We start from the raw sequence: 12,697 nt of genomic DNA, 5'->3' as shown, positions 1-12,697 counted from the left end.
TTGCAAACTCCAACGATCGGAGCCCGTCCGTGCTCGCCACTGACCTGCTGCGTCGCGCCGAAGCGATGCACGATGCTTTCCTCGACGACCTCGCCGCCCTCGTCTCCATCGATTCGGGATCGCATGATCCTGCCGGGGTCAACCGCGTCGGCGAGTGGATCGCCGCTCGGCTCACCGCGCTCGGGTTCGACGTGGAGCGCGTGAACTCGCCGGACCCACGTTACGGCGATGTCGTCGTCGGGCGTCGTCGTGGGTGCGGAACGCGACGCGTGCTGCTGTTCGCGCACATGGACACGGTCTTCGAGCAGGGGGACGCGGCGGCGCGACCCTTCCATATCGATGGTCTCGGACACGCGCGAGGCCCGGGCGTCACCGATGACAAAGCCGGGGTCACGGCGGGTTTGCACGCGGCCGCGCACCTGATCGCGGCCGGCGTCGAATCATACGGGGAACTCGTGCTCGCCTTCACCCCCGACGAAGAGATCGGCTCGCCGGTGGGCGGGCCCGCGCTGCAGCGTCTCTCCGCTGATGTCGATGCGGCGTTCAGCCTGGAGTGCGCACGAGAGAACGGCGATCTCGTGATTTCGCGGAAGGGTGCCGTCGACCTGGAGATCGAAGTGCGCGGAGTCGCGGCGCACTCCGGCATCGAACCGGAACGCGGCGCGCATGCCGGGCTCGAGGCCGCGCACCTCACCATCTTCTTGCAGGAACTCGCCGACGCGAAGCAGGAGCTCACCGTGAACGTCGGCGTCGTGCGTGCCGGCGAGCGCACCAACATCGTGCCCGATCTCGCGCAGCTCTCCGTCGAGGTGCGGGCCACGCGCGGCGAGGTGCTCGACGCGGCGATCGCACGCATTCGTGAGCGGCTCGATCACCCCCGGATCGCCGGAACCTCCGCGTCGATCACTGCGCAGGATGCGTGCCCGCCGCTTGAAGAGACGGCTGGCGGTCGCCGCCTGGGGGAGCTCGCCATCGAGATTGCCGGCACCCTGGGGTTTGCCCCCGGGCTCGCCCGCACCGGCGGGGTCTCGGATGGCAACCGTGTCGCCGCGCTGGGGGTTGCCACGCTCGACGGTCTGGGGCCGGTCGGCGGCGGGGATCACACCCCAGCCGAGTGGCTCGATACGGCGAGTGTGCCCCTGCGCGTTGCGCTCTTGGCGGCACTCGTCGACGCGGCGGCCACTGAAGCGTAGGCGCGGCGCCCGCCCTCGAGCACCGCGCGCGCCATCCTGAACTACCGGATCAGCCCGATGCGCTCGTAGACGAGGTCGAGCGTGCGGTTCGCGACCTCGTTCGCGCGATCGGCGGCCCGGGCGAGCAGCCGGTCGAGCTCGGCTGGATCCGCCAGCAACTCTTCCGTGCGCGTGCGCACGGGCGCGAGGCTCTCTTCGACGACCTCGACCAGGCCCTTCTTCAGATCGCCGTACCCGCGGCCCGCATACTCCTCTTCGAGCGAGGGGATCGTGCGCCCGCTGAGCACCGAGTAGATGGTGAGCAGGTTCGCGACTCCGGGCTTGGCCTCGCGGTCGAAGCGGATCTCGCCGTCGGCGTCGGTGACGGCCCGCATGATCTTTTTCTTCGTGACGTTCGCGGGGTCGAGCACCTTGATGAGGCCGGCTTCGCTCTCGGCCGACTTCGACATCTTCGCGGTGGGCACCTGCAGGTCGTAGATCTTCGCCGTGCCCTTCGGGATCTGCGCCTCGGGCACCACGAACGTCTCGCCGAAGCGTGAGTTGAAGCGCGCGGCGAGGTCGCGAGTGAGCTCGACGTGCTGGCGCTGATCTTCGCCCACCGGCACGTTGGCGGCCTGGTACAGCAGGATGTCGGCGGCCATCAGGATCGGGTACGTGAATAGCCCCACCGACGACGCGTCGGCGCCGTTCTTCTGCGACTTGTCCTTGAACTGCGTCATGCGGCTGGCTTCGCCGAAGCCGGTGACGGTGTTGAGCACCCAGGCGAGCTCGGCGTGCGCGGGCACCTGCGACTGCACGAACAGCGTCGACTTCTCGGGGTCGATGCCGGCGGCGATGTACTGGGCCGCGGTGCGGCGCGTGCGGGCGACCAGTTCGGCCGGATCTTGCGGCACCGTGATCGCGTGCAGGTTCACGACGCAGAAGAACGCGTCGAAGTCCTCTTGCATCTGCGTCCACTGGCTCAGGGCGCCGATGTAGTTGCCGAGCTGCAGCGAGTCGCTCGACGGCTGCATGCCCGAGAAGAGCACGGGCTTGGTGGTGTCACTCATGGGAGTTCCTTGCGGGTGTGAAATCGAGAAGATCGGTGCGGGATCGCCGTGCGCGCACGGTCTAGGTCTGCGAGACGGTCGAGCCGCGTGTCACGGCAGCCGGCCCGAGCGCCGAGGAGCGGGCCTAAGCGCGGTAGTCGACGACGGTGGCGGCGTGGTCCGACCAGCGTGCGTCGTATGACTCGGCCCGGTCGACCGTGTAGTGCTCGACGCGCTCGGCGAGCGCCGGCGTGACGACCTGGTAGTCGATGCGCCAGCCCGTGTCGTTGTCGAACGCCTGGCCGCGGTTTGACCACCAGGTGTAGGGGCCGTCGACCTCGCCGTGGAAGCGGCGCCCGACGTCGACCCAGCCGTAGCCGGCGCCCTCGGTGCCGTCGACACCGGTGATGGTCTCGCCCTCGGCCCCGAAGAACCGGTCGAAGTAGGAACGTTCGCGCGGCAGGAACCCGGCGCGCTTCACGTTGCCCTTCCAGTTCTTGATGTCGAGCTCGCGGTGCCCCACGTTGAAATCGCCGACGATCGCGACGAGCTCGCGCTCGGCCGAGAGCTCGCGCATGCGCTCACTCATCGCGTCGAGGAACGCCCACTTCGCCTCCTGGCGCGGCGTATCGACCTCTCCCGAGTGCGTGTAGTTACTGATGACCGTGAACGGGGTGCCGCCGAGATCGAAGTCTGCTTCGATCCAGCGACCCGACGACTGGATCTGCTCCTGGGCGTCGAGAGCGCCGAGGCCGACGCGGTGGGCGGTGGCGGGAACGCGGCTCGCGATAGCCACGCCCGCGCGGCCCTTGATCTGGCAGGGGTCGTGCAGAAAGTGCCAGCCCTCGCCGAGCAGTTCGGTGAGGTGGGCATCGTCGGCGCGCACCTCTTGCAGCGCGAGCACGTCGACGCCGCGGGCCTCGAGCCAGTCGCCCATGCCCTTCCGGTACGCGGCCCGGATGCCGTTGACGTTGACGGATGCGAGACGCAAGGTTTCAGCCATGCCCGCCAGTCTACTTCGGCCCGGCCCTGCCGGTCGCGCCGGAGTTTCTAGAACACCATCGGGCGGTCGTACTCGTCTTCGAACGTGCCGCCGAGCAGATCGACATCGATCTCGCAGACGACGGGCACGTGGTCGCTCGGGGCGTCGCCCTTGCGCTCCTCGCGCTCGATCGTCGCGCCGGTCACCGCGTCGGCGAAGGCGGGCGACCCCATGATGAAGTCGATGCGCATGCCCTGGTCTTTCGGGAACTTGCCCGCCTGGTAGTCCCAGAACGTGAACCCCTCGGGCACGATCGGGCGCACCACGTCGGTGACGAGCTCCTCGAAGGAGGCGAACATCGAGCGCTCCTCGGGGGACACGTGCGTCGACGCGCCGACCCGGAACGACGGGTCGGCCATGTCGCGGTCGAACGGCGCGATGTTCCAGTCGCCCATGAGTGCGATCGGCAGCTGGGGATCCTCATCGAGCCACGCCCGCGTGTCTTCGCGCAGCGCTTCCAACCAGGCGAGCTTGTATGCGAAATGGGGGTCGTCGAGCGAGCGACCGTTGGGTACGTAGAGGCTCCACAGGCGCAGATCGCCCACGGTGACCCCGAGCGCCCGCGCCTCAAGCGGCAGGCCGTTCGGGCCGGTGCCCTGCAGGTCTTCCTGGCCCTTGACGGGCTTGCCGAAGCCGGGCATCTCCGCGAATTCGCGCGCGACATCGGTCATTTCGTGGCGGCTCGCGATGGCGACGCCGTTCCACTGGTTGAGCCCGTGGATCTCGACGGTGTACCCCGCCTGCTCGAACGCCTCGATCGGAAACTGATCGGGCCGGCACTTGATCTCTTGCATCGCGAGCACGTCAATGTCTTCGCGCACGAGCCAGTCGACCACCCGGCCGAATCGAGTGCGGATCGAATTGACGTTCCAGGTGGCGATGCGCATGCCCGAAATCCTACCGGCCGAGTCACGCGCAGATTTGGACACTGGTCCGAAGTCCGCGCTCAGGGCAGTTACACTGGTGAACACGATTCCCGCTGGGGAGGAGGTCGGTACATGGCTGTTGCAGAACCGAGTCCGAACCTGCCGTCCGTCGCGGTGCCGCGCTCGCGCATTGGCGAAGTCGTCACCGCGGCCCGCGAAGCCGGAGTGTTCGTCACGCTGCTCGGCGATTCGGGCAACGGCAAGGCCTACCTCGCCGAGCGCGCTGCTGAGGAGATCGCCGCTGACGAACCGGCGACGTCGGTGCACGTGCTGCCCCGTGCCCCGCAGCCCGGCGACGGCCTTATGTCGGTGTTCAGCGCCGAGACGATGACATCCGGCGCCGGCGGCGATACGTGGGGCGGATCACCGGTCGACACTCAGCTCGCCTTGCAGGTGTTGGAGCGCGATCTTCGCGGCCGCTACCCCGAGCGATCGGTGCTGCTCGTTGCGCTGAACGTCGACGAGTACACGCCGCACGATCTCAGCCTGCTCGACGCACTCGCGCGCTCGCGGCGCTACCGGATCATCGCGACGGCGCGCAAGCTCACGAGCGCGATCGAGCGCATCGGCCTCAGCACGCAGGTGCGCCGCATCTCCGTGGCGCCGCTCGAACTCGACGAGGCAGGTTCGTTTCTCGCATCTCTGCTCGGTGTCGACACCATCGATCCGGGCACGCTGCGGCGCTGGCACGATGCATCGCGCGGCAATGGCTACGCGCTCGCGGTGATCGCGCTCGCCGCCGACCGCAACGGCGAGCTGGAGCGCAGCCGAGGCACCGCCTGGGTGGCCTCGAGAGACGAAATGATCACCGGCGACTACGCCGAGATGCTCGCATCGTCGTGCACCGCTGAAGAGTGGCGTGCGCTCGAATTCATCGCCCAGGCCGAGCCGGTCGTCGAAACCGTGCTGCTGCGCGGCATCGACGCCGCGGTGCTCACGACGCTCTTCGAACGCGGTCTCGTGATCTCCCGACCCCGCGGCGGCAGCTCGTCGTTGGAGACGGGCCACTCGCTGCTCGGCGCATCGATTCGCGCAGGAATGTCGCCGGTGCGTCGCATCGAATTGAATGACCGGCTCTACGAACTGCTGAGTGACGACCCGGGCATGCCCGACCCGCGTTTCGATATCGAACGACTGACCCGCATCGTCGTGTTCGGCGTCGCCGCTGATCGCCAAGTGCCGTTCGAATGGCTCTGGAGCGCGTTCGAGGCGATGGTGCACGGCGGTGACCCGCGGCTCATGCTGCGTCTCGCCCAAGTCATCGCCTATCGCTCTGAGGCGAATGGGTTGCAAGCCGGCTCGGCCGCGCTGCACGCCCTGCGACTCAGCCGGTTGCTCGGCGAAGACGCGTCTCGCATGCGCATCGTCGATCGCGTCACTGAGATCCTCGCCGTCGCCGAATTGGTCGAGCAGATGCCCGGCACGCTGGCGATCTCGCTGCACTCGACACTGCTGCGCGAGCGCGTGCACGATGGCGCAGACGCCGAAGCGGCACTTGAAGAACTCGAGACGCTTCGAGTGACGCACACCTCGGATCACGCCGCAGAGATGATCGATGCGACCCGCGTGCACCTGCTCGCGCACACCGGGCGTCTGCGCGACGCCGCCGAAGTGCTGCCCCCGGAGCAGATTTCGCAAGACCTGCGCACGGAATGGGTGCGCGCTCCGAGCCGGGCGCTGTCGGCACTGATTCTGGAGCAGCAGGGCGCATTGGATGAGGCGGTGCAGAGCACCTCGCACTCGCGCACGCTCAACCAGCTCGGTCCGCGCTCCCGCGGTGACATGGTCGACCTGCAGGGGTTCGCCTGGCTGATGGGCTTCTGGACGAACGGCAGTCGAGAGAGCGCACGACGCGTGTACGAGGGCCTCGTCAATGAGACCGCGACCGATGTGCATGGCGAGTCGCAGTACTCGGGCCTCGTCGAGACCTGCGGGGTGCTGCTCAGCGTGCAAGAGGGCCGCTGGTCAGAGGCGGTGCTCGCGGCCGAACAGCAGTTGAAGCGCTTCGCGAAGAGCGACCCCTACGGGCTCGCGCCACTCGTGCAGGCCGCGCTTGCGCTTGCGCTCGCGGTTCTGGGCGAGCGAGATGCGGCGATCCGCGCGATCGTCGCTTCGGAGTACCCGGGCCCCGGGCTCGCCATGGTGCTGAGCGGGCACCGGCGCATTCTCGCGCTGCGTGCGCGTCACTGGTTGCGCGACCCGACCACCGCAGATGAAGCGGTGCGTCTGGCCGAGTGGGCGGCTAAAGAGCAGTTGCCGTTCACCGAGCTGCTGGCGCGCCACCTGCACGCCGTGGAAACCGGCTCCGTGAGCGCCAGTGGGCTCGAGCGCGCGCACGAGCTCGCCGGGCACATCGACGACGACCTCGCCAGCGCGTTCATCGCGCACCTCGTGCGCATCGGGCGCGGAGTCACCGGTCGGCCTTCGGAATCCGACGAGCCCGAAATTCGCTTGCTCGCCAATCTCGGCGTGTGGATTCCGATCACCCCGGGCCCGAACCTTACCCAGCGCGAGCGCGAGATCGTGCTGCTCGCGGGGCTCGGGCATACGAGCCGTTTCATCGCGGAGCGACTCACGATCTCGCCGCGCACGGTCGAGACCCATCTCTCGAACGCGTTCCGCAAGATCGGTGTCGAGAATCGCGATGAACTGCAAGAGTGGATGCTGCGCAATCGCGCGTCGATGCACTCCGATAAGCGTTGAGGCGCGCTGACACTTCGCGCACGTTCGCGATCCTGGTCGTCGTCTCCAGGACTCGCCCAGATGCGTCGAGTACATTGAATCGTTATTGTCGGGAGCGATTCGCGCGACCCGTGTGACTCTCGGGAAGCTGAATGATGAAGAAACCTGCTGCAACGCTCGAACGCCAGTCGTTCGTGCGCCACGGCAAGCTGCGTCGTTCGAGCTCGTGGGGCAACGCGCTTCGCGTGCTCGTGACTGCTGCGATCGTGCTGGGTCTGAGCGGTGTCGCCACCGCCGCATACGCCGTATGGGGCCTCGTGCAGAACATTGACACCGTCGATCTCGGCAACGAGGCAGACGGAGTGGGCGTCGGCGACCAGGCGCTCGACGGCGAACTCACCGTGCTGCTCGTCGGTTCTGATTCACGCGCCGGGCAGTCGGCGATCGAAGACGGCGAAGAAGGCGAACTGAACGACGTCACGATGCTGCTGCACGTGTCGGCGGATCACCAGAACGCGACCGTCGTGAGCTTCCCTCGTGACCTCATGCTCGCGATTCCCGGCTGCACGGGCCCGAATGGTGAGCAGTACCCCGCGATGAGCGAACAGCAGCTCAATTCCACGCTCTCCGAGGGGCTGCCTTGCGTGGCCTCCACGATCAGTGAACTCACCGGCATGGACGTGCCGAACGCCGCCCTCATCACCTTTGACGGGGTCGTCGGGGTATCGAACGCGATCGGCGGTGTCGACGTCTGCCTCGCGCAGCCCATCCAAGACGAGTACACCGACCTCGATCTGGCAGCAGGCGAGAACACGCTGGTCGGTGTCGAGGCGCTGCAGTTCTTGCGCACCCGCCACGGCGTCGGCAACGGCGGCGATACGAGCCGTATCAGCAACCAGCAGGTCTTCATGTCGGCGCTGGTGCAAAAGCTGAAAAGTGCAGACACGCTCTCGGACCCGGTGAAGGTCTACGGCCTCGCGAAAGCGGCGGTCGAAAACATGACGCTCTCCAAGGGCATGGCGAGCGTGCAGTTCATGCAGCAGGTCGCCAACACGGTGAAAGACATCGACCTCTCGCACATCAACTTCGTGCAGTACCCGTCGTTCGACCACCCCTATCAAGAGGGTCGTCTGACGCCCGATTACGCGAGCGGCGATGCGCTGTTCGATCTCATCAAGGCGGGTCAGCCGTTCTCGGTCGACAGCCTGGGCGAGGGCGTCGAGGTCGAGGGCGGAACTGCCGCTGAAGCTGCTGCGGCAGCTGACGCGGCCGCTGCCGCCGATGGTTCGGGCACCGCGGCAGATGGCACGACGATCGACCCGACCACGGGTCTGCCGATCGACCCCAACACGGGTCTGCCGGTTGACGACTCCAGTGCGACAGCGGACGGCACCGCCCCCGTCGATGATTCGAGTGCGGGCGCTGCGGGTGCAACTGATGACTCGAGCGCTGGTGCGAGCGGCACCACCGATGGCACCGGCACGGCGCTCTCGGATAATGTCACGGGTGTCACCGCCGACAAGTCGATCTGCTCGGCCGGTCGCACGGTCTACTGATCGAGAATCGGGGGATCGTCGCCGCGCGCAGCGATCCACCCCGATTTCCACCGGGCCGCATCCTCCGGTTAGAATGGGTGACGTTGTTCGCGTATGGAGACGTGCCGGAGCGGCCGAACGGACTTCACTGCTAATGAAGGGTCGGGGTTAACTCGACCGGGGGTTCAAATCCCCCCGTCTCCGCCAGTTGAACAACACGAAAAGCCCCTGCTTCGGTGGGGGCTTTTTGCTACCCGCGACGCGGTCGTGAGTGGGGCAGCGGCAGCACGCGCTCGAAGGCGCGCTGCACGAGCGGGTTCGCGAACATGACAAGCATCGAGAGGTAGCCGATGCACGGAAACATGACGGCGACCAGCAGTGCAATACCGAAGAGGAGCGCGAGCGTCAGGTCGACCGCCATACCGCTGCGCAGTTGCTCGGGGGTCGCTCGATGCAGCTCGCCGTGCCGTGCCAGATACGTGCGTACCGCGAATGACAGCAGCGCCGTGAGGATCATGCTGCCCACGTAGATCACCTTTGCGGAGGCATCTTTCGCCGACAGGTGCCCCGAGATCGCTGTTGCGACGGGAAGCCAGACGATAGTGAGCATCCACGCGACCAACAGCCAGAGCGCCGCGTTGGTGAGGCGATCGACAACGTTGAAGAGGCGGTGATGGTTCAGCCAGAACATGGCGATGATGACAAAGCTGAGCACGAAGCTCACGATGAGATCGCTGTGCTCGAACGCCCACTCCATTGCCGTGCCGTTCGACGCGCTGATCTCGCTGACGCTCTCCATGAGCGGCAAGATCAGCAGGGTCATCGCGATCGCCACGACGGCGTCGATGAAGGCCTTCGGGCGTTCCGCCGCGTAGTCGTCGCGGCTCGTGTGCTCTGCTTCGGTGCTCACGCGGGTAATGCTACTCGGGCGTTGCCGCCGGTGCCGGTGCCACCCGCGCGTTACTGCCGGTGCCAGCCGCGAGTTGCAGCCGGTGCCACCCGCGAGCGCACCCATGTGTCTCGAGAGCGCCAGTAATTTACACGTGCGCTCGCGCAAAAGGGGTGCATTCGGGCGGTGCAGGGCGCTTTCGTGTGGAGGACGATGTGGCATCAGGGGCGTATTGATTCAAGACAAGTTCTAGAATTTATGTATTTCAACTGATATTCTGGTCGTGTTCCGACGAGAAAGCGATCACTCAGCATGTATGCATCCCTCTACCGTCGCGTCGTGGCGGCGCGACGTGATCAAGTCACCTCCCGGTGCGTGTGGCACGCATCTCGAGGGCCTCAGGCGTGCGCACAGTGTGCTCGCGGTTGTGAAGGGGAAAACGCGTGACCGCGCTCGCTCCCACTGCTGCGCCAACTCGTGCGGCTGACGGTCAACCGTCGGTGGATGCACCGACGAAGCGACTTGACATCGACTACCTCGACGGGATTCGCGCGGTGCTCGCGCTGCTGGTCGTGCTCTCTCACGTCACGAGAATCACCGGGCCACGAGGGTTCTTTGAAGACTATGCGCCGTACTTCGCCCGCACGTTGAATGCGGTCGACTTTCGAGTACCGGCCTTCATCGCGCTTTCCGGATTCTCGCTCATGCTTGCAGTTGCGCAGCGTGACGACTTGCGGATTCGCGGCGGCGCTGCAAAGTTTTTGAAGCGTCGATTCCGCAGGCTGGTGCCGCCCTACCTTGCCGCACTCGTCGTAACCTTGGCGCTCATCGCTTTCGTGCCGGTCATGTCGACCCCGATGGGGACATCATGGGACGACAAGATTCCGGCAACCGTGCAGTCGATCGTCGCTCACGTGTTTCTCATCCACAACTTCTCACCCGACTGGCTGTACTCGATCAACGGCGCCATGTGGAGTGTGAGCATTGAGGTACAGCTCATTCTGCTGATGCCCTTGATCTTGGTGCCGTGGCGCAGGATTCCACCGACACTCGTGATCATCGGGCTCTTCGGCATCGCAGGTGCGATGTTCGTCTTCGGAATCGGGGGATGGTCGAGCCCGCACTATCTCGGGGTCTTCGGCATTGGCATGTATGCGGCCTATCTCACCGTCGGCACACCCGAGCAGCTTCAGCGGCGTCGACCTCGCATCGTTCGGTGGTTCCTGGAGCACAGTAAAACCAGCGTGACGATCCTCGGTGTGATCATGCTTGCGTACACCCTTGTTTCCGTGATCGCACCGGGAGCCGTGCCTACTGCGGCCGGTGGGTCGATCGCCGGTGTCGCCGCGGCCGTGTTTATGATGCTGCTCTGTGATGGGCAGCGCACCGGTGCCGCAGGCACTCGGTCGGCTCGGCGCTTGCTCAGTCGCCCCAAGCTCGTGCTGCTCGGCAACGTGTGTTACAGCATTTTCTTGTTGCACAGTCCGCTGCTTGCACTGGCGAACCTGTTGTTGTTGCCGTTGGGTCTGCACCCGCTGGTGTACTTCCTGATCATGGCACTTCTCGTTGCCCCTGTCGTGGTGGTGGTGTGCATTCTCTTTGCCGCAGTGGTGGAGCGACCGTTCATGAGCGACCACCAGCAGCGTATGCTGGCGCGACTCATGCCCCGGCGCCGCGCGAAGCACCAGGGTGTACCGGCGCTCCGGGAATCGAGTTGACGCCGAACCGTCGCGTCACCGAAGTTGGGCGGCCCGGTGCGTCTCAAGCGCGACCACGGCGATAACGGCGCATGCCGCTGATCCGACGACGGTGACGACGGGCAGCAGCGCCGAGGCCAGCACCCCGACCGCGGTGATGAGAAAGACGGTCGACGCCGTGACCGAAAGTCGCGTGCGCAGCAGGATCAGCCAGACGACGAACATGAACACCGCGACGGGCACGGCGAGCGCGAGCGACGCCGTCCCGGCGTTGAGATGGTCGGAGGCGTGCGAGAGCAGATCGAGTTCGACTTCGATGCCCGCTGAGATCGCGCCGACGGCCGCGAACAGGAGGTAGTGCGCGTACCCGAACCCGAAGCCGGTGCGGGCCGAGTCGAGGCGGTCGCCGTATTCGTGCGAGAAGTACATCCACCAGACGCCGGCGGCCAGCACGAGGCCGGCTGCCGCGAGCCCGACGATGCCCTCGATGTGCTCGCCCTCGTTGATCGCATCGATGATGGCGTTCGCCGAGGCGAGCAGGCTCTCTCCGAGCAGGATGAGCACGAATAGGCTGTAGCGCTCAGCAATGTGGTGCGGGTGCCACGGAGTGTTGCGGGCGCGTTCCGCCCATACGGGTACGAGCACTTCAAGCACCATCGCGGGCCAGAACGTCCAGAACTGCACGTCGGCGGCGAAGGCGATGCGCGCGACCCAGATCGCCTGCACCACCGTGATGCCGATGGCGTAGCGCACGGCCACTGAGCGCAACTGCGGATCAGAGATCGCAAGACGCACCCACTGCCCGACCATGGCGAGTCGCATGATCACGTAGCCCCACGTCACGGTCGCCCACTCGCCCTCGGCCATTGCGTCGTGCACGCCGGCGGCGAGCACGAGCACGCCGCCCATCTGCACGATCGTGGTCACCCGGTAGAGCCAGTCGTCGGTGTCGAAAGCCGAGGCGAACCACGTGAAGTTCATCCACGCCCACCAGATCGCGAAGAAGATCATGGCGTACGACAGCGTGGTGGCAGCAACGTGACCCTCGACGATGCCGTGATGCAGGTTTTGCGATGCCTGGGAGACCGCGATGACGAAGACGAGGTCGAAGAAGAGTTCGAGCGGGCTGGCGACGCGGTGGCGCTCGTGAGGGTCTCGCCCCGACATTCGGATGAGGCCGAACCGCCCGAGCAGCGTGGAGCTCATGCGTGCGGCGGAATCTGGAACGCGGCGACACGGTCGTCAGAGAGCGTGACGAACGCGGTCGACTCGCCGGTGAAGACTCGGCTGGTCCAGGTGAAGCGGATCTCGGTGACGTCGCCCTCGGTGTCGGCCTCGAGCACAGTCATGTGCGCGCCTGCGCCGATCGCGTCGGATTCCGCCCACTGCCGCACGCCCGTCGCTCCGCGCAGCACGCGCCCCCAGTCGTCGACGTATCCGTCTGCGGTGAACGCCGCGACGAACGCGTCGGTGTCGGCGTCGTTGATCGCATCGACTACCCGTTGCACTGCCGGGGGAACCTGCACCTCGCTCATCGTGCACTCCTTTTCTGGTTCGCCCGCCGGCGAATGCTCGTGGGGATGATCAATTGTAGGATCGCCTGCCGTTCACGCCGGTGCACGTGCCGGGCAGCCCGCCGAGGTGACCCCGGCGTGGGGGTCATTTGCTGGTCGGGGATGTCTGAGGCCTGCGATAGTCTCGCGAC

10 protein-coding genes and 1 tRNA gene are annotated in these 12,697 nt (G+C 66.2%); 5 read left to right on the top strand and 6 right to left on the bottom strand.

The features are described from left to right. Positions 1-29 precede the first annotated feature (29 nt). Entirely contained in the window at positions 30-1,193 is a 1,164-nt protein-coding gene (locus AMS67_RS10910; RefSeq protein ID WP_241488054.1) for a M20/M25/M40 family metallo-hydrolase, read from the top strand. Positions 1,194-1,234: 41 nt separating this feature from the next. On the opposite strand, the gene trpS is transcribed toward AMS67_RS10910, so the two are convergent. The 3 genes from trpS to AMS67_RS10895 form a co-directional block, all read right to left on the bottom strand. After that, entirely contained in the window at positions 1,235-2,242 is a 1,008-nt protein-coding gene (trpS, locus tag AMS67_RS10905) for a tryptophan--tRNA ligase (RefSeq protein ID WP_053351278.1), read from the bottom strand. A gap of 124 nt (positions 2,243-2,366) precedes the next feature. After that, positions 2,367-3,224 (bottom strand): exodeoxyribonuclease III, encoded by an 858-nt coding sequence (locus tag AMS67_RS10900; RefSeq protein ID WP_053387367.1) that lies wholly within the window; start codon positions 3,222-3,224, stop codon positions 2,367-2,369. A gap of 47 nt (positions 3,225-3,271) precedes the next feature. Further along, positions 3,272-4,150 carry an exodeoxyribonuclease III gene (locus tag AMS67_RS10895; RefSeq protein ID WP_053387366.1) on the bottom strand — a complete coding sequence of 293 codons (879 nt, stop codon included), beginning with the start codon at positions 4,148-4,150 and terminating at the stop codon, positions 3,272-3,274. Positions 4,151-4,261: 111 nt separating this feature from the next. On the opposite strand from AMS67_RS10895, the gene AMS67_RS10890 reads away from it, so the two are divergent. The 3 genes from AMS67_RS10890 to AMS67_RS10880 all read left to right on the top strand — a co-directional run bounded on the left by AMS67_RS10890 (position 4,262) and on the right by AMS67_RS10880 (position 8,613). Next, on the top strand, positions 4,262-6,892 hold the full coding sequence (locus AMS67_RS10890; protein ID WP_053387365.1) for a LuxR C-terminal-related transcriptional regulator: 2,631 nt from the start codon (positions 4,262-4,264) through the stop codon (positions 6,890-6,892). Between the two features lie 131 nt (positions 6,893-7,023). Then, a complete protein-coding gene (locus AMS67_RS10885) occupies positions 7,024-8,427 on the top strand; it encodes an LCP family protein (RefSeq protein ID WP_082305463.1) in 1,404 nt (467 codons plus the stop codon). Between the two features lie 95 nt (positions 8,428-8,522). Continuing rightward, a tRNA-Ser gene (locus AMS67_RS10880) sits at positions 8,523-8,613 on the top strand. 43 nt (positions 8,614-8,656) lie between these two features. Here the strand turns inward: AMS67_RS10880 and AMS67_RS10875 are convergent. Further along, positions 8,657-9,316: a TMEM175 family protein gene (locus tag AMS67_RS10875; protein ID WP_053387364.1), complete on the bottom strand. Its 660-nt coding sequence runs from the start codon at positions 9,314-9,316 to the stop codon at positions 8,657-8,659. Between the two features lie 422 nt (positions 9,317-9,738). On the opposite strand from AMS67_RS10875, the gene AMS67_RS10870 reads away from it, so the two are divergent. After that, a complete protein-coding gene (locus AMS67_RS10870; RefSeq protein WP_053387363.1) occupies positions 9,739-11,013 on the top strand; it encodes an acyltransferase family protein in 1,275 nt (424 codons plus the stop codon). A gap of 15 nt (positions 11,014-11,028) precedes the next feature. On the opposite strand, the gene AMS67_RS10865 is transcribed toward AMS67_RS10870, so the two are convergent. Next, complete coding sequence (locus tag AMS67_RS10865; RefSeq protein ID WP_241488053.1) at positions 11,029-12,198, bottom strand: low temperature requirement protein A; 1,170 nt, start codon at positions 12,196-12,198, stop codon at positions 11,029-11,031. Further along, complete coding sequence (locus AMS67_RS10860) at positions 12,195-12,527, bottom strand: nuclear transport factor 2 family protein (protein ID WP_053387362.1); 333 nt, start codon at positions 12,525-12,527, stop codon at positions 12,195-12,197. Before AMS67_RS10860 ends, AMS67_RS10865 begins: the two co-directional genes overlap by 4 nt. Positions 12,528-12,697: the final 170 nt, after the last annotated feature.

The sequence above is a fragment of the Leucobacter japonicus genome (assembly GCF_001273855.1).
In the GTDB taxonomy this organism is placed as follows: Bacteria; Actinomycetota; Actinomycetes; order Actinomycetales; family Microbacteriaceae; genus Leucobacter; species Leucobacter japonicus.
Note: the sequence above shows the minus strand (reverse complement) of the source record. Positions and strands in the feature narration are given on the sequence as shown.